A 21,869-nucleotide genomic window follows, 5' to 3' on the forward strand; every position below is an offset into this window, starting at 1 on the left:
GAAGACCGAGGAGACAACCTTGACACCGTCGCGGGTCTTGATGAACTCCAGGGAGGGGCGGATGGTGTTGGCGGTGGTGTTAACCGCGCCGGAGACCATGCCGTCCACGATGCCCTTGTAGACCAGCATGGTGCCGAAGTAGGAGGGGTCCATCATGCGGTTCTGGGCGCCTTCCAGGGTCATACCCTTGTGGGCGCGCAGTTCGGCGTAGGTGGCGGCGAAGTCATCGGTGTAGGGGTTCTCGTCCAGGTCGATGATGGTAACACCGCGCTTGCCCTCTTCTGCCAGAGGCAGGTCGATGGATTCACGCTGGCAGATTTCGGCAATCTTGGCGGGGTTGCCAATCAGAACCAGGTCGCAGAAGTCACGGCGCACGATGATGGAGGCGGCGCGCAGGATACGGGGGTCGTAGCCTTCGGGCAGCACAATAGAGCGGCGGTCGCTGCGGGCCTTCTCGATCAGGTTGTGCAAGAAGCGCAGGGGGGTCATGGTGGCGGGGCGTTCCAGGTTGAGACGCTCAAAGAGTTCTTTTTCGTCTACGTTGCGGAACCATTCACCCAGGGCGGTAGCAATTTTACGGGGCTGGCCTAGGGCTAGCTGGCCGCGAATACGTGAGACGGCCCGGCCTGCCTTGAAGGTATCGAGCTGGGTGGAGAAGACCGGGAAGGGGGCCTTTTCAACCAGCTGGCCGATGGCGGTGTCGCCCTTGAGTTCACCGGCCAGGCCGCCGGTCAGGAGCATACCTGAGGGGGCCGGGAAGGTAGGGGAGAGGGCGGAGGCTAGGGTTGCGACCATGATGTCTGAGCGGTCGCCGGGGACAATAACGAAGTCTCCGTCGGTGAACTGGGAGAGGAAGTTGGAGACGGTCATGGCCGCGATTTTGATGTCGTGGATGTCGCGGTCCAGGAAGTCTTGGCTCATGCCGTCGTGCTCTAGGTTGAGGCTACCGGCAACTTCTGCCACGGTGGGCAGGGCGATTTCGGGTAGTTCGGGGAGCACGTAGACGGGGCGCTGGGAGGGGCCGCGCTTGACGTTCTTGAGGATTTCTTCGCGCAGTTCGGGGCGGGCGCGGTTGACCATGACGGCCAGGATGTCGACCTTGGCGGCGTGCAGTTCGGTGCGGGCTACATCGACTGCGTTGACGACGTCGGAGACGCTTGATTCCTGCGCGCCAACCACGGCGATAACCGGGGTGCCGAGGTCCTTGGCGAACTGGGCGTTAAGGTCGAATTCAACGGTTGCGGCGTTGTGGGCGAGCATGTCGGTGCCATCGACGATGATGACGTCGCAGTGCTTTGCCATGTCGGAGTAGATGGAAACGGCGATGGAGGACATTTCCTCGTGATCCCCGGATGCTAATAGTTCGCGGCATCGGTCCAGGGAGACACCGCCACGTGCCTGGTTTTCGGTCAGGTCGTATTTGGTGCGCAGTAGCCGGATGAGCGGGTCTTGCGCTTCGATCTCGCCGCTGAAGACGGGGCGGAAGAAGCCTACACGGTCGGTTTCTTTGACGAGGGAGTCAACGAGGCCGATAGCGATGAGGGACTTTCCGGAGCCCTGGTTCATGGCTGAGATATACATGCCGTTGGTCATATTTGGTCTACATCCTTGTGGCGTTTTTGGGTGGTGCGCGGTCCCTGGCGGGCTGGTGCGCACGGTGGCTGTATGCCACCTATCTTTACTTTCGAGTTTATTCCTTTGGGTGGGGTTTAAGGGCGGCAGGGCATGCGTTTGTGTGGTATCTCATGGGAGCTATTGTTTGCTGACAGTCTGTGACATAAAACCTGGGTGTGGTGGACTCTAAAGTGAGAGCAAAGATTATTACTGAGCCAGGAGGCTTTATGCTTGTTTTCCCCCGCCGATCGGCCCTGGGCCTTATGGCTACGCTGGCTCTGACTGCCTGCGGGACAGGCCAGAAAACCGCACAGAGTAGTAAGGCCGCAAGCGGTAACCAGGCCTCAGAAACCAGCCCAAGTGCTTCACCTGCGGGCGAGCAGTCGGTTGAAACAGGTGAGCGCACTGATTCTGGCTACCATCTGAACACTGTGCTTGAAGGCGCCCCAACTGTTACCCTCTACACCGACCTACAGTGCCCCTACTGTGCCCGCACTGACCCGACCTACCGTGAGGTAGCGCGCCGTCTGGCGGGCACCATGAACCTTACTGTGCGTCACTTCCCCCTGCCCATGCACGCAAACGCTCTTCCGGCTGCTCAGGCGGTACAGGCGGCGGAGAAGCAGGGTGCTTATATGGCCATGAGCGGGAAGATCTTTGAACATCAAACGGAGTGGAAGGGTCTTACGGATATCGCCCAGCTCACCGAGATTTTTACCGGCTATGCCCGGGAACTCAAGCTGAACACTGATCGTTTTATAGCCGACCTACCCGATGCCGCTGGCCTCAAACTTATTCAGGACGAATTCGAGGCAGGTAATGAGGTAGGCGTACACGGTACCCCCAGTTTCGTGATAGACGGGGTTCTGGTAGAGAAGGTTGATTCATCCACCAGCGCTGACCATATGGTAGCTGCCTTCACCGAGCAGGCAGGTCTCTAAAGAACTAGAAGCTACCGGTCTATGGGCTTAGAGTGGAGCTATGAAGATAGCCCTTTGCCAGATGCTCAGCACCCAGGACGTTGAACGTAACATCGCTACGATTCGTGAGTACACGGCACTGGCCGCCGCTCGTGGGGCGCGGCTAGTGGTTTTTCCCGAGGCCGCCATGCGGTGTTTTGGGGGGAGTCTCTACGATGCTGCCGCCCAGCACGAGTTCACTTTCCGGTCTGCTCTGGCTGAGATAGCCCGCGAACACTACCTCACCCTGGTTGCCGGGGGCTTTGCTCCGGTGGAACTATCCGATGAGTGGGATTTGAGGGTCTATAACAACCTTTATGCCTACGACCAGACCGGCACCGAGACTATCTACACTAAGGTTCATCTCTACGATGCCTTCGGGTTTAAGGAATCTGACGGGGTGAAAGCGGGGGAGAGTCTGCGAACTATCACTGTCGATGGCACGGTTATAGGGCTAGCTACCTGCTATGACCTTCGTTTCCCCAAGCTCTTTACGGAGTACGCGCGGGCAGGTGCCCAGGCAACTGTTGTGGCCGCGTCCTGGGCGGGCGGTGAAGGTAAGGTGGCCCAGTGGCAGGTGCTGACCACTGCCCGCGCTCTGGACTCTACCCAGTTTGTGCTGGCTGTTGATCAGGCCTCCCCTGCAAGCGCTGATGCCCGCGCCGATGTTACCCAGCCGCGCGGTGTTGGCTACTCTCGTGCAGTTGACCCTCTGGGCCTTACCCTGGTGGAGGCCGGTGAGGCACCGGAGATTCTGGTGGTTAACCTGGACCTGTCCCGGGTGGCTGACGCCCGGCAGTCTATCCCGGTGCTCACTAACGCTAAGCTGGGCTATTAGAAGGCTTATCCAAGGGTGCTCCTGAGGCTAAATCTCGCTGGGTGCTTTACCCACCAACTGGCTCGGGGCTGGCGCCTAAGGGAAGTTGGTGGGTAAAGCGCTGAGCTGGGGTACACGCCCCTTGAGTAATCCTTAAGATGTAGCGTCAGGAAGGGAAGCTATGGGTTTTTTCGATATTTTTTCAAGCAAGGATCCCGCCGGTCCGATTGAAGTGCAGCTCATGGCCACTGTCTACGGCAAGGTTCAGAGTGTGGGCTTTCGCTGGTGGACGGCGGGTATCGCTAAGCCCCTGGGGCTGGTGGGCTACGCTAAGAACCTGGATGATGGCTCAGTGGAGATTGTCGCCCAGGGGAGCCGGGCCGCGGTGGAGGGCCTCCTTGCTGAACTTAAATCGGGTGATACCGCTGGCCGGGTAGATCACCTGGACGCGGACATCACCCAGCCGGTTGGCAGTTACGATAATTTCGGTATCTATTAGGGGCACACACATGGGTCACTCCCACAGCCATCAACATTCGCATGCCGGAGGGCAGAACCTTAAGCGCCTGCGCCTTGTGGTGCTTATGGCCTGGTCGCTGGTTGCCTTCCAGCTGGTGGGGGCCTGGCTGACTGGCTCCCTGGCTCTGCTTTTTGATACCGTCCACGTTTTTACCGATGCCCTGGGGGTGAGTGTGGCCCTGGTGGCCACCCGCCTGGCTTTGCGCCCTGCCTCGGACCGGCACACCTGGGGTTTTCGCCGGGTGGAGGTTATCTCGGCTATGCTCCAGGCTACGGTCTTGCTGGGTGTTGGCCTGTTTGTTCTCTATGAGGCTATCCAGCGTTTTATGCACCCGGAAGAGATTCCGGGCCGCGAGGTCCTCTTTTTTGGTCTGGTGGGTCTGCTGGGTAACGTCATCATGATTGCGGTGTTGGTGGGCGGGGACCGCTCTAATTTCAACATGCGGGCGGCCTTTCTAGAGGTGCTTAACGATGCCCTGGGGTCGGTGGCGGTGATTATCTCTGCCCTGATTATTTGGCGCACCGGCTTCTATCAGGCCGATGCTCTTGTTGCCCTGCTGATTGGTCTGCTGATTATTCCGCGCACCGTCAAACTTTTCCGTGAGACGGTGAGTGTGCTCTTGGAGAGTACCCCGCCGGGCCTTGACCTGGAGCTGGTACGCAGTCACCTGCTGGGCCAGGAGCACGTTCTGGCGGTGCATGATTTGCACGCCAGTCAGATTTCTTCTGACCTGCCGGTGCTCACCGCCCATATTGTCTTGGATGATGAGTGCTTTACCTCCGGGCACACGGTGCAGATTTTGAAGAACCTGCAAACCTGTGTTGCCGAGCATTTTGAGGTCTCTATTGAGCACTCCACCTTCCAGCTGGAACCGCAGGGCTTTTCCGCCGACGAAGACCTGCGTCACTTGCACTAGGGGCTAGCGGGCCTATTACCTCTTCACCGGTAGGCGGTGCGCCCGCTAGCTCTGTAAGCTAGTGGGCATGTCACGCGCTATCCAGCTTTCCTTCTCGGGGCTTTCGGCCTCTGTTGCCCGCGACGGGTTTTCAGACACCGGCTACATCCTAGAAATCGGTGGGGCCGAACAGTCCCACGTTGATCTGGGGCGGCCCAGCTATATCTTCTATGAGTACCTGCGCCGTATCGGCAACCTCGCCGACGTGCTAGCCCCAGCCGGTCAGCCCATCACCGCCGCCCACTTAGGGGCCGGTGCCCTGACCCTGGTGCGCTACCTGCAAGCCACCCGACCCGGTTCCCGCCAACTGGCTGTGGACATTGAGCGCGAACTTCCCAGCTTCGTCATGCAAGAGCTGCCCCTACCGGAGGGCACCGACTGTCGGGTGCTGATCGAGGACGCCGCGACCGCCGCACCCCGGCTGGCAGAGGAGCTTGATACCCCCGCTGGGGTGGACCTGGTGGTGCTAGATATTTTTTCTGGTTGGGAGGCCCCTGCCCACCTGACCACCCCTGAGTTTTACACCGACCTGCGCCAGGTGCTCGCCCCGGCGGGTAAGCTGGTGGTCAATGTGGGCGATGACGCCGGGCTGACTTTCTTTAGCGCCCAGGCCCGTACCCTGCTTGAGGTCTTTGAGCACCTCTGGTGCCTGGCTGATACCGCCATGCTGACCGGCAAGCAGGCCGGCAACCTGATTCTGGTGGGGTCTGCTGATGCGCTCGCCCCGGAGACTGCCGCGCGCCTGGTTGGTGCAGGTCCGCACCCGGCCTCCGCCCTGGGTACCGACGAACTGATTGAGTTACTGCAAGGCCCCTTAAGCAGGTAGGTCCACTGCCTTAACGCCCTAGGCGTACACCGGCTTTAGTAAGCAGACTGTGTTTCTAGGAAGACAGGCTGTAAGCTGAGACTATGTTCAACTTCAACGCATCCAGTGCCTTTGATTCCAACGGCCAGCCTAAGCCCGCTGTAACCCGCACCGTCGATACCGTGCTCAAAGCACAGCGCCCCCTGGTCCTTTCCCTGCTCAAAAAAATGCGCCAGAAGCACCCCCAGGAAACCCCCCAGCAAATTGCTAAGCGCCTAGAAAAGGCCTACCTGCGGGATGTCACCGTAGGCGGTGGAGCTGTAGGAGCCACTGCCTTTGTGCCCGGCCTGGGCACCATTACCTCCCTGGGCCTCTCTGCCCTAGCCGTAGGTGGCTACATGGAGCGCACCGCCGTCTACGCCCAGGCTATGGCCGAGTTGCACGGCGTTCACGTTGATGACCCCGAAAAGGCCCGCCTCATGGTTATGGCTATCATGCTAGGCGAAGATGGCTCAGTGCTCATGAATTCGATTCTGGCCCACACAGGTAAGACCGGCGGGGCATCCCGCAAGTGGGGCATGATGATGGGCTCCAAGGACTCCGGCAAGATTTTCAGTATCGAGCGCACAATTCGCAATATGTTCTTCAAACGATTCTTGGCCCGCCAGTCTGGTGCCCTGATGGGCCGGGCCCTACCCTTTGGCATAGGTGCGGTTGTGGGGGGTGGCGCTAACCTGGCCCTCGGGAAGAACGTTGTCAAGGCTGTGGAAGAGACCTTCGGTTCCTTACCTGCTGTCTTCCCCGATGCACTCAACATGGACCGTGCCCCCAAGTTCGTTGCAGAGCAGGAGTCGGAGCCGGCAGCTGGTAGCTCCAGCGCAGAGGAAGCCGCCCAGCTCGATTCGTAAGAATCTCTCCCTGCACGGGGGCTAGACCCCGCCAGCCCAGGCCCTCTAGGGGGCTAGGGTGGCGGGGTTTTCTCTACCTACTTATTGCGCAAGCCGGTACGAGCTCTCACAAAGGCCCTAGCCGCAAGCCGGGCACCGCGCGCAGAAACCCCGCTAGCCTCTGCTAACTCCTGCTCGGTGCTGGGGCGCACCTGCTCTACCGGTGCTATCTCCTGTGGTGGCTGGGCGGTGGGGTTTTGGCTCCCCATAAGTTCTAAAGTCTCATGGCTGAACTGGGCCGGGGCCTGCCCCAGGGTTTGCTCTACTTGGGCGATCAGCTGTTGGGCAAAGTCTTTGCGGGTGCTCTGGTTAGCTAGCATCGCCCCGCCAGCCTTAATAAGCTGCTCACCTGCCGTCACCAGCAGCAGGGTTTGAGGGTTGCGCAGTCCAATGGCGGCTACCGCACCCAGCACATTGATCTGGCTCGGCCTGCTGCCGGTAGGCTCTGGGCCAGTCTCAATATGGGTCAGTAAGTCTTTAACATCGGTGCCCAGCACAGCTTGTGCGGCCTCATCACTATTGGCTACGGGGATGCCATAGATCAGGGCCACCCCGTGCAGGTAGGTTTTGATGGCCTGGGAACTACCCACCTGCCCGGTGGTGCGGATCCCCTGGCTTGCCGCCCGGGTGTAAGTGGCAGTGCCCTCTTTGAGGGCGCCCAGATGAGCGGCGGCCTGGGTCAGCCCGGCCACCCGCTGGTGACGGGTTACCGTTCCGAGCAGGTTGGGTGTCAGCTCCTGGGCACCTGCCTGGGCGCTCCCCACCAGGGTAAAGTCCCGCACAAACATGCTGCCTAGGTGCTGGATGAGCTCCGCCGGGGTTGCCAGCGGGTTCCGGGCGTAGAGCTTGCGCAGGCGACGCACCGCCAGAGGTATCTGCTGGGCTTCAGAGGACTCGGTCATAACTATTACTTTAGTGATAGGGCTTTAGCGGGTAGCGTGCTCCAGTAGCTGAGGCGCTAGGCCAATGTAGGTGCGCGGGGTCAGCTCTGACAGGCGCTTCTCGGCCTCGGGCGAAAGCCCTAACCCGGCAACAAACTCCTTAAGACGGGCCGCATCCACACGCTGACCACGAGTCAGCTCCTTGAGGCGTTCGTAGGGGTCCTCCATGCCCTCAACACCGGCAATAGCTTCAGCACGCATGACCATCTGAATGGCCTCGGCAAGAACCTCCCAGTTCTCATCCAGATCCTGGGCGATGACATCGGTAGCGATATCCAGGCGTTCAAGGCCCTTGACTACATTAGAAATTGCCAGAACAGAGTGTCCAAAAGCCACACCAATGTTGCGCTGTGAAGATGAGTCGGTCAGGTCGCGTTGCCACCGGGACTGCACCAGGGTCGCACCCAAGGTATTCAAAAGGGCGTTGGAGATTTCCAGGTTGGCTTCGGCGTTCTCAAAACGAATGGGATTGACCTTGTGGGGCATGGTCGATGAACCGGTCGCCCCAGCCACAGGAATTTGGCGGAAGAAACCGATCGAAATGTAGCTCCAGACATCGGTGCACAGGTTGTGCAGTACCGAGTTGAAGTGGGCCATGAAGGAGTAGAGCTCGGCCTGCCAGTCGTGGTTTTCAATCTGGGTGGTCAGCGGGTTCCAGTCCAAGCCCAGGCCGGTCACAAAGTCTTCAGAAATCTTCTGCCAGTTAGCGGTCGGAACAGAGACGACGTGAGCGGAGTAGGTGCCGGTTGCGCCGTTGATTTTGCCCAGAAACTCAGCATTTTCAACCTGCTTTATCTGCCGGTTCAGGCGGTAGGCAAAAACAGCCAGTTCCTTACCCAGGGTGGAGGGGGTGGCAGGCTGGCCGTGGGTACGCGAGAGCATGGGCACCTCACGGGCCTCTTCTGCCAGCTTCATAATCTCTTGCACCAGGCCGCGGGCGGCGGGCAACCAAATGTTGGTGACCGCGTCCTTGATGCCTAGGGCGTAGGAGAGGTTATTGATGTCTTCTGAGGTACACCCAAAATGTACCAGGGGCTTAAGGTGGCCCAGGCCCAAGGGTTCTAAGCGGCGAGCGATAAAGTACTCAACGGCCTTAACGTCGTGAACAGTGACGGCCTCAATTTCGGCCAATTCAGCGGCGGATTCTTCGGTGAATTCGGTGACGATAGCGCGCAGACCGGTGCGCTGATCATCGGTGAGGGGCTCCAGACCGGGCAGAACCTGCTTGTCACAGAGGTAGATGAACCATTCAATTTCTACGTGCACACGGTCACGGTTGAGGGCGGCCTCCGAGAGGTAGTCAACAAGCGGTTCGGTAGCGGCTTTGTAGCGGCCATCCAGAGCACCGAGGGCTAGATTGGCGCCGGTAAGTGAGTGGCGGCCAGAGGGCAGGGTTGTGCAGTTTTCGCGATGAGACATATTTCTAGTTTCTCATGGGAACGTGTCGGCGCGCACGGTTTTGGGGCGGCTTTGAGACAGTCCGGGGGCTATATGGCTGAGCTACGCACAGGTCAGGCTGTGGATAGGGCGGTGTCATGGGTGGTCACTGCTTCACCAATTCCGCTGGAAGTGGGGTTGAACTGCCCGGCGACTTTCTTCCACAGACCTGCCCACCACTCACCGTGCGAATTACGGCCCCTAAGGTGTAGGCACAAAGGTACCCCGATAAATGAGGAGGTAGGGCATGCCCTCGATCTATGAGATTGCGCAAGCCGCCGGCAGGTCAGGCTGGGCCAGTAGCGGTGCGGCCCAGGCCAGCGCGGGCGCACTGGATATGGCTCAGCGAGTCCGCAACTGGGCCGCTTCGCTGGCTGAGCAGGTGAGCCGTGAAGCTGTCCATGTGCACACCGCAACCGGTACAGCGCGGGTAGCGGGGCAGGTGCAGTGGACCTCCGCGGCAGGTCGTGCCTTCCAGAAAGGTCTTGAGATTGAATGTTTAGCTGGCCAACGGTTGTGGGGCGAGCTTGACCAAACAGCCCATCACATCCGGATTTCTGGTGAGATGGTTGCCCTTGAACTTGAGGCCGCTGCGACGGCGGTTAAGGCGGCGGGAGCGGCCTTAGACCTGGCGCTCAGTGGCATGGGAGTGATCGAGGACGTATTGGACGACTTCGTGGTCTACGCACAGAAGGCCGGTGTTCCTGGCCTACACGCGGAGCTGGTTCAGGCCATGAACAACCCCCTACTGGCCCAAGTGTCCACAGCCTTAGCCGGAGTAGGGAGGTAAAGCCATGAACCAGAAACTTCTTTCGCTTGGCTCAAGCATCTCGGTGGAGATGTCTGAACTCGGGCCGCTTTCTGACCAGTTGAACGGTGTTGCCGATCGGTACGATCAGACGGGGAACGCTCTACTCGGCATTACTTCCCAGGTTGCCCTGCTGGCCCCTCTGGACGCTAGCGGCAACGGGGCGCAGGCACTCACTTCTCTGGGTGTGACTTCAACGGGGCTTACTGCCCTGGTTGCGGGTACGCGCCGCTTATCCCGAGCTGTAGGCCAAGCGGCTCAGGCCTACGAGGAAGCCGAGACCTTTGCCCTAACTCTTATGGGCGGATTTACTGTTGCTGCCAATCAGGGTAAGTCTCTAGCGCTAGCCTATGGCTCTGCCTTCGGTTACACGGTTGACAGTCTCAAAATTAGGGTGATCAAGGGTGGCCTGGTTCTTAGCAGTAGTGCCCCAAAAGTTGGGTTGCCTCTCTTGGATATTTACCGGAAGACCCCCGGTGGATATTTACTCCTAGCGAGAGGGGCTTCTACACTTAACGGTTTTGTTAATCGACTGGGTATGACCGGAAGGCTACGCGCCAAGCGGGAGATGACCGGTGACCTCTTTACCGATCAAACCGAGGCAGCAGCCTTTATGGGGCCCGTTCCGATCACACCGCAGGACGTTACACACCGTTTCGGGCAGGTCAAGGAGATCGAGGAGAGAGGCGATACCTACATGGCTAGCCAGGGCTACCAGGGGGAGTGGGACCATATTGTGGTGGAGAAGCTGGTTAACCCCACCACCGGCAAAACCATGTACCTAGTGACTATTCCTGGGACAGATGGGAATCTTTTGGGGGGTAACCTAGAGGATACACTGGCTGGATTCTATAAGGGGGGTGTCAATAGTTGGCCCGGCACCGTTGGCACTGTATCCAGCAGTAACCCGCACCTTGCCCCGCAAGACTATACGGCCCTCATGTCTCTGGTGGAGAAAGCTATAGAGGACGCCGGGGTCCCCGAGGGGGCAACTATATCCTTTATGGGCTTTAGCCAGGGAGCTACCGCAGCGGCTACCCTCGCTAATAACGACACCATCAATTCCCGTTACAGGGTCAAGGGGCTGGTGACCCAGGCTGGCCCAATTGGCCATCTCAAAGTGCGCGATAGCATCCATCACGTTGATCTGCGCCATCGGGAGGATTATGTTCCTATGCTGAGTGGAGACCGCCCGGACTATAAGCCCGATGAGTCCCATGTCTACACGGCTGTGCCGGATTCAGGAGGTATTCACGGTGCACAGGAGTACCAGGAGATAGCCAGCAAGGAGCCAGAAGCCCAGCAACCGTCCCCGGAGCTTGAAGAAATCTTTGCTGGCTATGTATCGGTGAAGGCTGATATCTATTCTGGAACCACCCAGAAGCCCGATATCACCCAGGATGAGCAAAGGGCGATAGGTGCCATGGGAGCTGCCCATGGAGCGGCGGAGATCATGACGGGAGTGAGTTTAGACGTGAACCCGGCAGATCTCTATCAAGATACGGAAGATCTGGTTCAAGCTGTAGAGCATAGTCTGGGGGAGGTGAACATCGGGGGTGTAGAGATTTTTGACCCGATCCTTGAGCCACTCCATCCCAAGGAGGGAGCTAGCAAACCGCCGGTTCCTGTTCCGGATCATAAGATCAAGGTGTATGAGGCCACCTTGCAAGACCATCTGGAGAACCTGGGCGGCTTGCTTGGAGCTCCTGATATTCCGGCTACCGGGCTGGGGAGCCCCATCCAGATTTTTGAGCCTGAACTTGAACTGGTTGCCGGGTAGCTAAGCTCTGCGGAGGGGGTGCTTAGTCGCTGCTTTCGATGCTCAACCCGCGCACCATGCGGGCTGTGCGAGCCTTCCCCCAGGCACCACCGCAATCAATGATGCTTCCTTCTGGTTCGAAGCCTCGTTGCTCGTAGAAACGCACTGCTTTCTGGTTACCTATGATGTACCAGAGGTAGGCCGGCTCGTCGGGGTAGAGTACCGCATCAAAGAGGGCGGCTCCCAGCCCGGTCCCCTGAACGGACTCTAGGGTGTAGAGGTGGGTAAGTTCCCGTGTGCCTTCCGGCGCTAGGGGCAGGTTCACCTCGTACTCCCAGGGCAGGGGGCCCGGGCGGGAGAGGGCAAAACCTACCGGCTTACCCCAGTCAAGAGCGGTACCGACTGTGCAAGAAGTGCCGGAAGTCGGTGTCCACTGGGGGTTCTCGTAGGCGAAAAAGGCTCGTACACCGGGGGCTACAATATTTTCAGCAAACTCCCGGTGCAGGGTTTCGGCGGCAGTTCTCTGGCGGGCACCGAACTCGGGGTCTACCAGGGTGTTATAGGTCTGGGCCAGGCACTGAAGTTGCAACTCAACATAGGTGCTTCCATCCTCAGTGCCCACCGGGCTGAGGATATACCTGCCACTTACCGCAAAACCCACAGCCGCCTCCTTCCTCTTCTACCGGCGTTACCGCTCTCTCACCCTACCCAGTCTACTGCCCGGCCCAAGAAGCACTAGGCTAGAGGGGTGGCTAAACGAAGAAGAAAACCTAAGGCGACGGTAGAGGCCCCTGAGGCCCTAGTTGAGGGTAAATACCCTATTGATACCGGTATCGCTGAACTCATTGAGGATGACTACACCCCCGGTGGCTGGGTGCTAGAAATCAATGGCATGGAGTCCTCCCACATTGTGCTGGGTAAACCCCGCGAGCTAGATTTTGAGTATATGCGCTGGCTAGCGGCTGTCATTGAGCCTTTCGTGGATGCTCACTGCGATCCCGCCAAGCTCCGAATTACCCACCTGGGCGGCGGCGCCTGCTCAATGGCCCGCTACCTGGCCGATATCTACCCGCAGTCGCGTAACACCGTGGTGGAACTTGACGGCAAGTTAGCCGAGTACGTGCGTGAGTGGTTTGAACTGCCCAAGGCACCCCTGGTTAAGATTCGCGTGGGTGAAGCCCGTCAGGTCACCGAGGGGTTCGCTCCCCAGTCACGGGACATCATCATCCGTGACGTTTTTTCGGGCTATATCACTCCTGAGCCGCTAACCACCCTTGAATTCACCCAGCTAGGCGCTCGCTCTCTAGCGCCCGGTGGGCTGTACATCATCAACTGCGGCGATGACCGTAACCTCAACGGTGCACGGGCCGAGGCTGCTGCTATCGCCCGGGTATTTGAGCACACCTGTATTGTGGCTGACCCGGCCATGCTTAAGGGCCGTCGCCGCGGCAACGTGATTATCGCCGGTTCTAATTCGCCCCTCCCCGTGGAGGGGGAGCTGGTAACGGCCGCTATTAGCAAACGCCTGCTGGGTGGCGGTGTCCCCGCCCAGTACAAGGACGATGCTTGGGTCCGAGACTTTGCTCGCTCTGCCCAGCCCCGGCGGGATGGCGCCCCGAACCTGGATACGGTCCAACTAGATCGAGAGCTACGCGGGTAACGTCAAATTCTTCCCCTGGAGCAATAGTCTTGTGCTAGTGGCTCTTGGGGCAAGTCCTCACTCTTAACACTGAGGGTATCACTGATAAAAATCTACCTCACTGAGAATCATTGACTTATGGAATAGAATGCCCAGAGACTTGAAGAAACCCTTGCCCTACTTCGGGAACGAGGCTTTGATAGCACTGAGATTGAGGTCAAGGCCGTCCGGGAGGGTTTACCGCAGAATCTAGGGCAAACACTCTCCGCTTTTGCTAATATGCCCGATGGCGGGACCCTGATCCTGGGTGTCGATGAGAAGAGCGGGTTTACCGCGGTTGGAGCGGATGCCACGGTAGAGGCGGGCATTGCCTCCCTCGCTCGGAATGAGGCTACCCCCACTCCTTAGCTTATTAACAGCGGGGTTAAGTTTAAGGTGATTCTTTGGTTTGACCGGGCTGAGCCGCTAGCCCAGGTTGCTCCTGAATCTGCGAAGCTTGCTCCTGTAGTGTCTGCGGTAGCTGAATCGCCGGTAAGGCTGAGCAAGAATTCCCCATATATTGTTGATGCCCTAGGCCGGGGCGGTGAGCTTTCAGCACCAGAATTGGCAGAGCGCCTGGGCTTAAGCCTTGCTCAGGTGCGCTATGCTTTACGTCCCCTGTTGAAGCGCGGGGATATGGTGATGGTGGGTAGTCAGGGTAGCCATTCCACTGTGTATGCCTTAAAGAGCATGATTGGTTAGTTCTTGCAGAAATCCTGCTTGTTGAGCCCCTGATAGGTGCTTTTTTCGTGGGCTACTCGACAGCGCCGTCAAGGTAGTACCAGACCCCCTTTTCTCTGGTGAATTGGGAAACTTCGGTCTGTAGCCCGCCCACCTTCTGACTTTTGGGTGTACCCGGTGCTGACCGGTAGTAGGCGGCAAAGTGTACGGTTCCCTGGGGGTCGAAGGGCCCGCCGGTGGCTTTCAGGATATCGAGCCGGTACCACCGCAGGCTCTCATCAAGCTCTAGAGAGTGTGGCCTGGTAGTGGGGTGCCAGGTTGCCAGTAGATAGTCAGGCAGGTTGAGGGCAAAAGCAGTGAAGCGGGAGCGCATGAGAGCCTCAGGGGTGGGGGCGGTGAGGGCACCGGTCTGAGCGAATTGCCGGTGGTAGCGCTGGCAGCAGGAGCCATAGGTTTCGCCGGTCCCGCAGGGGCAACGTGTTGTGGAATCAATCATGCCCTCAATTAAAACAGGGAATAAGAAACCCCGCCCGCTCTGTATTGGGGGTGACGCAAAGAGGGGGCGGGGCTTAGAACTATAGGGGTTCTTGCGGGCTTAGCTGTGCATCCAACCTTCAATGATGCCCATACCGAAAAAGACCAGGAAGGCTGCCGAGACGATGTACATAATGGGGTGTACATCTTTACCGCGGCCCTGGACCAGGCGGATGAAGGTGAAGGCGACGAAGCCTGCACCGATACCGTCGGCAATGGAGTAGGTGAAAGGCATCATGATGATGGTCAGGAAGGCTGGGATACCCAGGCCCCAGTCGGTCCAATCAATGTGGATGGCCTGGCGGACCATGAGGAAGCCGACGACAACCAGCGCGGGTGCTACTGCTTCGAAAGGAACAATAGATACCAGCGGTGAGATGAAGACAGCCAGCAGGAAGAGCGCGCCGGTGACCATGTTGGCAAAGCCTGTACGGGCACCTTCGCCGATGCCGGTTGCGGACTCCACAAAGATTTGGTGTGCGGAGCTCGATGAGCCACCACCGAGTACGGAGCCTGCCGCGTCTATGAGGAGCACCCGGTCGATGTTCTCAATCTTGCCGTCTTTATCTATGGTGCCGGCTTCAGTAGCCAGGCCTACCGAGGTTCCCATGACATCGAAGAAAACGGCGAGCAGGATGGCGAACATGAGCATGGTGGCGCCCAGGGTTCCTAGGGAGCTTGCGGAGAAAGCTCCGACCATGTCCACTGAGCCAATGAGGGAGAGGTCGGGGTGGCCTACCCACTGGGTAGGAATGCCAGGGATCATGAGTGACCAGCCGGTTGCTGAGTCAAGGGATGAGCCAGAGGGCGCTACTTTTTCTAGGATGATGGCCAGGATGGTTGAGGCAACTACACCGATGAGAATTGCGCCGCGCACGTTGCGAATGAAGAGGGCAATAGTTAGGAAGAGCCCAAAGAGGAAGACCAGGGTAGGCCAGCCGTTGAGGTGGCCGTCAGCACCGAAGGAGACGGGGACGGTGGTACCTGCGGCGTCGGGCATGCGGCGTACAATGCCGGCGTTGACCAGGCCAATGAGGGAGATGAAGAGGCCGATACCTACAACGATTGCGGTTTTAAGAGATTCGGGTACGGCGTCAAAGACTGCGCGGCGGAAGCCGGTAAGAACTAGGATTGCCATGACGATACCTGCCCAGACGACCAGGCCCATGATTTGGGGCCAGGTGAGGTTGGGGGTGGTGGCAATGGTTGATGCGAGTAGGGCGTTGACGCCCAGGCCGGCTGCCATGGCGAAGGGCTGTTTGGCCCACAGACCCATGACGATGGTGAGGATACCCGCGATAAGCGCGGTTGCGGCGGCAACTCGTTCAACGCCGAGGGTGTTGCCTGCGCCGTCCGGGGCTAGCCCCAGGATGAGAGGGTTGAGGACTACGATGTAGGCCATGGCAAAGAAGGTGGCCAGGCCGCCTCGGAGTTCGGTGGCTAGGGTTGAGCCACGTTCGGTGATTTTGAAGAAGCTGTCGATAGCGCTGGTGGTTGCGGGTTTTTGAGCCGCGGTGTTCTCAGAAGACATTCGTGAAAATCCGTAGATACTCGTGTGGGTGTGTGCCCAGAAATGAGAGAGCGCCACCGTATCGGAGACTGTGGTAGCGCTCTAATGTACCTGTCTAGTCTACGCCTTTTACACTTTCTGAGGTATCCGGGGCTGGTTTTAATCTTGCGGAGGGGGAGGGAGATGCCTGTGCCATAGTGCTTTTTACGGATGCCCTATAAGATAAGGTGTGCCTAACTACCATGAAAGGTTTACCCATGACTGATTCCGCTTACCCAGCTCTTGAGAGTTTATCTGTTCGTTCGCGCGCAGTTGTGACTACGGAGCGCCCGGCTCGGTATGCCAAGCAACTCGCTTCGCACATGGGGCATAAAATTCCGGTAGAGCAGATTGAGGGGGGCTACCGCCTAACTTTTAATCGTGACGGGAACTTCAGGGGGTATGGTGATCTTCTCGTGGGATCGGGGCAGGAGCAGGGTTGCCTGGTTCTTAAGGTGTACGCTGGGACTCCCGAGAAGTGCGAAGGTCTTGAAGGCGTTTTAGGTCGCCACCTGGAGCGGTTCGGTGAGCGTGAGGGGCTGGCGGTCAGTTTTACCCCTGAGAGCCTCCGCTGACAGATAGGTTCAGGGGTTTCACTGTGGGGCTTTGCCCGCTATCGCCTTTGGGCTGTGTTGAGAGGCTGTCCCAGGGGTGGCTTGCGGGGGAGTGTATCTTGGAAGGGAACCTTTTTGATCCTGATCTGGAGGGCTATGGCTGAGAAAAATCCTGGTGACTTAGAGATCGCTCGTGACTTCCTGCGCCGGGCATCTGCTCAACTAGACCTTGATCCAGCGCTTATCAGCGAGCTAACCCCTCACTTACTTGGCTTGACCAAGAGGGTAGCGCACGGTGTGGTTCGTCCCGCTGCACCTCTGGCGGCTTTTTTGGTGGGCTATGCTGCAGCTCAAGCCGGTTCTGGTCAGGCTGGCGCTCTATCAACACCCGATGCGATAGCCCAAGCGCTTGTGGCTATCGCCGGTATCGACGATGTGGTGGAGGAAGCTGATGGGCAGGCTTAACCGTAGCCTTGCGGCAACCCGCTATGTCTTGGGTGAAGATGGTAGCTTCACATCTAGTCGTCGAACTGAGTCGCTGACCCCCGAGGAGCCCCTAGAAATCCGTCTGGATGGGTGTGTTATCACCACCACCATGCGCACGCCGGGGCATGACCTTGAGCTGGCACATGGGTTTTTACATTCTGAGGGCATTATTCGCGGTGCAGAGGACATCAGGGCTGCCCGGTACTGTGCCGGGGCTACCGGTCCAGATGGCGCTAATACCTATAACGTGCTGGATCTGACCAGCGCAGGCGCAGTCCTCGCTCCGGGCTTGGAACATGTGCGGCTGACCGTGACGAACTCAGCCTGCGGGGTGTGTGGTTCTACTTCTATTGAGTCGATTATGGGTAAGGCCAACAGGCCGATTGCGCCTGCGGCTTTGACTCCACAGCAGATACTGGATTTTCCCCAGCAACTCCGGGAGCGGCAGGTGCTTTTTGGTAAAACCGGGGGAATTCATGGGGCGGCTGTTTTTGATTCACAGGGCAGTATGCTCGTTGCGCGCGAAGATATTGGCCGCCATAACGCTGTGGATAAGGTTATTGGCTATCTGCTTTTAAAGGGGGAGTTGGGGGAGCCAGAATCTGGGCAGAATATGAATGTGCCCGGCAAGACCCTTGTGGTTAGTTCCCGGGCTTCTTTTGAGCTGGTGCAAAAGGCTGTTTTAGCTGGTTTTTCTGCCTTAGTGGCGGTCTCTGCGCCGTCTTCATTAGCTGTTGATCTTGCCCGCCAAGCGGGCTTGACCCTCATTGCTTTCACTCGGGATAATCGCTTTACTCTCTATGCGGGGCATATAGCAGAACATAGCAGGTGAGATTCTCTGATCCCGTGTGCTCAGGGGGCTAGAATGATGCTATGGCTAAAGTGTTGAGGCAAAAGAGTAGTTCCTTGTCGGGGGCCGAGGGCGCTAACCCCACGGCCTTTGATAACCCTAAGGTAGGTCATCGAGTAAAGGTGGCGGCAGGTCCTGGGGGAGTTATCCACGCAATGCAGCATGCCATTCCTGCGCGGGGTCTCTTGCCTTTGCTGACCATGAATAAGCCCGGGGGCGTAGATTGCCCAGGCTGTGCTTGGCCTGAGCCCTATCAGAATGACATGAATCTTGTGGAGTTCTGCGAAAACGGTGCTAAGGCTATTGCGGAGGAGACCACTGCTGATCGGGCGGGGGCTGATTTTTGGGCACGTTACTCAGTGACAGAGCTACGAACTAAGACGGATTTCTGGTTGGGTAAGCAGGGGCGTATCACCGAACCTCTTCTCTATGACCGTTCCAGCGGTGATGACCACTACCGCCCCGTCTCCTGGGAGAAAGCCTTTGCCCTGATCGCTGAGCAACTCCAGCGCACTGACCCTCAAAAAGCGGTTTTTTATACCTCCGGTCGGGCCTCCAACGAGGCCGCCTATGCTTTCCAACTATTGGCCCGACGCTTGGGATCAAATAATCTCCCAGACTGCGGTAATCTCTGCCACGAATCAACGGGGGTAGCCCTTAAAGAGGTAGCGGGTCTGGGCAAGGGGTCCATCACCATGAGCGACCTTGAAACCACCGACCTGCTGATTTCTGTGGGGCAGAACCCCGGCACCAACCACCCGCGTTCGCTCACTAGCTTTAAGAAAATGAAGGAAAACGGCGGCAAGATGGTGGTGCTCAACCCCATGCCTGAAACCGGGTTGATGGCCTTTCGGGAGCCTCAGTCACCTATGGGTATGGTGGTTCCAGAGAAACTAGCCGATGAGTACCTGCAGGTACGTCTTGATGGTGACCGCGCCTTCTTCCAGCAGCTCAATAAGGAGCTGATTCTGCGTGATGCCCTGGATCATGTTTTTATCGACAAGTTCACCAGCGGCTTTGAGCAGCTCAAGGAGCATCTGCTGAGCCTTGATGATGCCGAGCTTGAAGTTGGTTCAGGCATTTCTGCCGCTCAGGTGGCTCGGGTTGCTGACTTGGTGGAGCGGGCCGAGAGCGCTATTGTTTCGTGGACGCTCGGCGTTACTCAGCACCGCGAGTCGGTAGGCACCCTGCGTGAGATCATGAACTTCCTCTTCCTGACCGGTAATATCGGTAAGCCGGGCGCCGGTAGCGCACCCTTTAGGGGCCATTCCAATGTCCAGGGCAACCGGACGGTAGGTATCTGGGAGAAGATGCCTGAGCCCTTCTTGGCAGCAGTTGAAGAGCACTTCGGTTTTCCCGTTCCCCGTGAGCATGGTTTAGATACCGTTAAGGCGCTACGCCAGATGCGTGATGGTGGTAACCGGTTCTTTATGTCTCTGGGTGGAAACCTGGTGCGTGTTGCCTCCGATACCGCTGCCTGTGAGAAGGCCATGAGCAGCCAGGAGATGACGGTCCACCTCTCCACCAAGCCCAACGGGTCACATGCTTGGCCCGGGGAAAAAGCCCTGATTCTGCCGGTCCGTGCTCGAACCGATGAGGATATCCAGGCCAGTGGCCCTCAGAAAGTTACCGTGGAGAATTCCTTTGGGGTTGTTTCAGCCTCCGTCGGTAAGCGTAAGGCCAACAATGACCTGGACCTGAAATCTGAGGTAGATATTATCTGCTCGGTGGGGCGCGAAACTTTTGGGGATGACTTCTGGCAGCCCATGATTGATAACTACGCTCTGATCCGTGATGCGATTGAGGCCACTGTGCCTGGTTTTGAGAACTACAATGAGCGCATAGAGAAGCCCGGGGGCTTCTACCTGCCTAATGGCCCGCGTGAGCGTGTTTTCAATACTGAGAACGGTAAGGCTTTGTTAACGGTGAACGAGACAAACGTGCTGGATCTTCCTGCCGGTCACCTTTTGCTATCAACAGTGCGCTCTCACGACCAGTTCAATTCCACCATTTACGGGCTTGACGATCGTTATCGGGGTGTTCGTCAGGGCCGCCGAGTTGTCTTTATGCACAGGGATGATATTGCTCAGCTGGGCCTGCAGGATGGCAGCCTGGTCGATATTGTTTCTGTCTGGGAGGACGGGGAGCGCCGCGCCCCTAACTTCCGCGTCATTGAGTATGATCACGCGCGCGGTTGTTGCTCTGTTTATCTTCCTGAGGGGAATGTTTTGGTCCCGCTGGATTCAGCAGCTAAAGGTTCCAATACGCCGGTTTATAAGTCTGTGCTGGTGCGCCTTGAGTCTTTAGGGCGGCAAGCAGAGGTATAGCGAGTTGGGGAGGGGGGCAGACCGCTAGGTCTGCCCCCTTTTTCCTTTTAAAGTTCTGCTGACCGGGGTCTAGAAAATATGCGCCCCGGAATGTGATGCCCCGAATTTACTGGTATTCTTTATGCCATTTTTATGACCCTGACTAGCGCTTATGTTTCTTTTACCCCTTTTGGGGGACGGGTGCTGGGTCCTCACCCTGAGCTCCTGGCTCACTTGTCAGTTTTCGCCCTGGATTTCTGTCCCACATTATGGTGACAAAGCCTGAATGGGGGCAAAACCCTGCTTTTGACAAGCACCGATACTGGGATAATGGTTCTAAATAAAGAAGAGGGAATCGCACCTAAGAAAGATCTACCTATGTCAACCGCACTTATGACATCTACTCGTCGGGGCAAGATAATAAATCCACGAAAGCGTAAATTTCTGATTCAATTTCTGCTTTATCTATCCCCCGTCATCCTCCTAACCACTATTTTTCCGCTAGTCACCCCGCAAATTTCTGAGGTGACCCTGGGCGGTGTAGCCCTCACACAGGTGATTCTGGCAGTCTCCATTACTGTGCCCTGGATGTCCCAGAGCATCTGCCTGCCCGTCTATAAAGCTATGGACGACCTGCTGGGGGAGCGTGATCTGGAGGCTTGCACCAAAAGGTTCGCTGAATATTGGGTCTCAACCTGCCTGGCAGTAGTGCCCGCGCTCATCCTTTTCGCTCTTCCCTTTTACTTTGCTCTGCACTGGAACCTGACTGTTCTGATGGCTTTCCTGCTCCTGGGTTTCTTAAACGTCATGTTTGGGCAGCTTCTGGTTGTGGCTAATCTGCCCACCGATAGCCGTAAGGCCTGGGGTTTCTCCTGGCTGGCCTACGCCCTTGCCCTGCTGATCGCCCCCAAGATCTGGTTCCTCCCCCCTCTCATGGGTATTTTGGTCATGCTCTTTGTAATTCGCGATTACATTGGCTACCTGAGCCTCTTCAAACGGCTTTACTACCCTGTTGTTGCACGCGAGATGCTCCGTGGCTTCCTAATTGGTACCGTCCTTTGGGCAGATAAGTACATCTTCTTTATCTCCCAGGGTGGCGAACTGCAGGTTGTCACCATCTACATGGGTCTTATCCCTGCTGTTGTTGCCTATAACTATTTCTTCGCTGCTGAGGCAAAACAGGTTGACCGTGCTGTGGCAAAGCTGCGTGAGGCTATCCAGACCAGAGGTTATAGCCAGGTTCAGAGCTACTCGAAGAAGGTGGAACGCCGAGTTCTGCAGGCTACACAGCGCACCCTGCTGATGGCTGGTATCTGCTCTGTCTTCGTTGCAGTCTTCATGTTCTTCTACCTGCCAGACTCGGTTATCTTGGCTTTTAGCATCATCATGTCTTCGTGGATGTTCCTGGCTGTTGCTATCTACAGCTACCAGGTTGATTACTTGGGGTCCCATCTGATTCCTCAGGTCTTAGGTCTGGCACATTTGATTTTGTGCATGCTTGCTTTCGCCCTTATCCCGAATACCAATGGCTACTTCATCATCATGGCTGGTGAGGTCGTGCTTGTCACGATTGCCTACATAGCCTTCCGCAAGACCTGGAAACTTCCTGCCTACGACCTTTTCTGGCGGCACGCTGTCACCTGGTAGTTCTCTCCCCCCTATTGATCGC

Annotated in this window: 22 protein-coding genes; 16 read left to right on the top strand and 6 right to left on the bottom strand. The window is 57.6% G+C overall.

What is annotated here, in order from left to right; translation table 11 throughout:
* A partial coding sequence (gene pta / locus ACN080_RS06485; protein WP_419113333.1) for a phosphate acetyltransferase occupies positions 1-1,593 on the bottom strand: 1,593 nt, incomplete at its 3' end.
* Positions 1,594-1,841: 248 nt separating this feature from the next.
* On the opposite strand from pta, the gene ACN080_RS06490 reads away from it, so the two are divergent.
* From ACN080_RS06490 to ACN080_RS06515, 6 genes are all read left to right on the top strand, one after another.
* Positions 1,842-2,555 carry a DsbA family protein gene (locus ACN080_RS06490; protein ID WP_419113334.1) on the top strand — a complete coding sequence of 238 codons (714 nt, stop codon included), beginning with the start codon at positions 1,842-1,844 and terminating at the stop codon, positions 2,553-2,555.
* A gap of 40 nt (positions 2,556-2,595) precedes the next feature.
* Positions 2,596-3,411, top strand: coding sequence for a nitrilase-related carbon-nitrogen hydrolase (locus ACN080_RS06495; protein ID WP_419113335.1), 816 nt, complete (start codon positions 2,596-2,598; stop codon positions 3,409-3,411).
* A gap of 160 nt (positions 3,412-3,571) precedes the next feature.
* Positions 3,572-3,889, top strand: coding sequence for an acylphosphatase (locus tag ACN080_RS06500; RefSeq protein WP_419113336.1), 318 nt, complete (start codon positions 3,572-3,574; stop codon positions 3,887-3,889).
* 10 nt (positions 3,890-3,899) lie between these two features.
* Positions 3,900-4,826 carry a cation diffusion facilitator family transporter gene (locus ACN080_RS06505; protein ID WP_419098920.1) on the top strand — a complete coding sequence of 309 codons (927 nt, stop codon included), beginning with the start codon at positions 3,900-3,902 and terminating at the stop codon, positions 4,824-4,826.
* Positions 4,827-4,893: 67 nt separating this feature from the next.
* A complete protein-coding gene (locus tag ACN080_RS06510) occupies positions 4,894-5,691 on the top strand; it encodes a spermidine synthase (protein WP_419113337.1) in 798 nt (265 codons plus the stop codon).
* A gap of 83 nt (positions 5,692-5,774) precedes the next feature.
* Positions 5,775-6,578 (top strand): di- and tripeptidase, encoded by an 804-nt coding sequence (locus tag ACN080_RS06515; protein WP_419098924.1) that lies wholly within the window; start codon positions 5,775-5,777, stop codon positions 6,576-6,578.
* A 77-nt stretch (positions 6,579-6,655) separates the two neighbouring features.
* On the opposite strand, the gene ACN080_RS06520 is transcribed toward ACN080_RS06515, so the two are convergent.
* The gene (locus tag ACN080_RS06520) at positions 6,656-7,519 is read right to left on the bottom strand and encodes a hypothetical protein (RefSeq protein WP_419113338.1); all 864 of its coding nucleotides are present in this window, start codon (positions 7,517-7,519) and stop codon (positions 6,656-6,658) included.
* A 24-nt stretch (positions 7,520-7,543) separates the two neighbouring features.
* Positions 7,544-8,977, bottom strand: a complete 1,434-nt coding sequence (purB, locus tag ACN080_RS06525) for an adenylosuccinate lyase (protein ID WP_419113339.1) — start codon at positions 8,975-8,977, stop codon at positions 7,544-7,546.
* Between the two features lie 265 nt (positions 8,978-9,242).
* Here purB and ACN080_RS06530 point away from each other — a divergent pair, with 265 nt between their 5' ends.
* Entirely contained in the window at positions 9,243-9,785 is a 543-nt protein-coding gene (locus tag ACN080_RS06530; protein WP_419104098.1) for a hypothetical protein, read from the top strand.
* 4 nt (positions 9,786-9,789) lie between these two features.
* Positions 9,790-11,583 carry a WXG100 family type VII secretion target gene (locus tag ACN080_RS06535; protein ID WP_419098928.1) on the top strand — a complete coding sequence of 598 codons (1,794 nt, stop codon included), beginning with the start codon at positions 9,790-9,792 and terminating at the stop codon, positions 11,581-11,583.
* Positions 11,584-11,605: 22 nt separating this feature from the next.
* Here ACN080_RS06535 and ACN080_RS06540 read toward each other — a convergent pair whose 3' ends face one another.
* A complete protein-coding gene (locus ACN080_RS06540; RefSeq protein WP_419113340.1) occupies positions 11,606-12,223 on the bottom strand; it encodes a GNAT family N-acetyltransferase in 618 nt (205 codons plus the stop codon).
* An 87-nt stretch (positions 12,224-12,310) separates the two neighbouring features.
* Between ACN080_RS06540 and ACN080_RS06545 the strand changes: the two genes are divergently transcribed.
* The 3 genes from ACN080_RS06545 to ACN080_RS06555 all read left to right on the top strand — a co-directional run bounded on the left by ACN080_RS06545 (position 12,311) and on the right by ACN080_RS06555 (position 13,942).
* A complete protein-coding gene (locus tag ACN080_RS06545) occupies positions 12,311-13,222 on the top strand; it encodes a spermidine synthase (RefSeq protein WP_419113341.1) in 912 nt (303 codons plus the stop codon).
* Positions 13,223-13,411: 189 nt separating this feature from the next.
* Entirely contained in the window at positions 13,412-13,609 is a 198-nt protein-coding gene (locus tag ACN080_RS06550) for an RNA-binding domain-containing protein (RefSeq protein ID WP_419113370.1), read from the top strand.
* A gap of 27 nt (positions 13,610-13,636) precedes the next feature.
* Positions 13,637-13,942 carry a winged helix-turn-helix domain-containing protein gene (locus ACN080_RS06555; RefSeq protein WP_419110999.1) on the top strand — a complete coding sequence of 102 codons (306 nt, stop codon included), beginning with the start codon at positions 13,637-13,639 and terminating at the stop codon, positions 13,940-13,942.
* A gap of 52 nt (positions 13,943-13,994) precedes the next feature.
* On the opposite strand, the gene ACN080_RS06560 is transcribed toward ACN080_RS06555, so the two are convergent.
* Together ACN080_RS06560 and ACN080_RS06565 are read right to left on the bottom strand one after the other, a co-directional pair.
* Complete coding sequence (locus tag ACN080_RS06560; RefSeq protein WP_419104102.1) at positions 13,995-14,417, bottom strand: YchJ family protein; 423 nt, start codon at positions 14,415-14,417, stop codon at positions 13,995-13,997.
* A 99-nt stretch (positions 14,418-14,516) separates the two neighbouring features.
* On the bottom strand, positions 14,517-15,986 hold the full coding sequence (locus ACN080_RS06565; protein ID WP_419113342.1) for an NCS2 family permease: 1,470 nt from the start codon (positions 15,984-15,986) through the stop codon (positions 14,517-14,519).
* A gap of 236 nt (positions 15,987-16,222) precedes the next feature.
* On the opposite strand from ACN080_RS06565, the gene ACN080_RS06570 reads away from it, so the two are divergent.
* From ACN080_RS06570 to ACN080_RS06590, 5 genes are all read left to right on the top strand, one after another.
* Entirely contained in the window at positions 16,223-16,579 is a 357-nt protein-coding gene (locus tag ACN080_RS06570) for a DUF2218 domain-containing protein (protein WP_419113343.1), read from the top strand.
* 135 nt (positions 16,580-16,714) lie between these two features.
* A complete protein-coding gene (locus tag ACN080_RS06575; RefSeq protein ID WP_419113344.1) occupies positions 16,715-17,023 on the top strand; it encodes a DUF6457 domain-containing protein in 309 nt (102 codons plus the stop codon).
* Entirely contained in the window at positions 17,010-17,876 is an 867-nt protein-coding gene (fdhD, locus tag ACN080_RS06580) for a formate dehydrogenase accessory sulfurtransferase FdhD (RefSeq protein WP_419113345.1), read from the top strand. The genes ACN080_RS06575 and fdhD overlap by 14 nt, the downstream gene beginning before the upstream one ends.
* A 41-nt stretch (positions 17,877-17,917) precedes the next feature.
* Positions 17,918-20,221 (top strand): FdhF/YdeP family oxidoreductase, encoded by a 2,304-nt coding sequence (locus tag ACN080_RS06585; RefSeq protein ID WP_419113346.1) that lies wholly within the window; start codon positions 17,918-17,920, stop codon positions 20,219-20,221.
* 357 nt (positions 20,222-20,578) lie between these two features.
* On the top strand, positions 20,579-21,847 hold the full coding sequence (locus tag ACN080_RS06590) for a hypothetical protein (protein ID WP_419098937.1): 1,269 nt from the start codon (positions 20,579-20,581) through the stop codon (positions 21,845-21,847).
* Positions 21,848-21,869: the final 22 nt, after the last annotated feature.

It is taken from the genome of Rothia sp. CCM 9416, assembly GCF_048513535.1.
In the GTDB taxonomy this organism is placed as follows: domain Bacteria; phylum Actinomycetota; class Actinomycetes; order Actinomycetales; family Micrococcaceae; genus Rothia.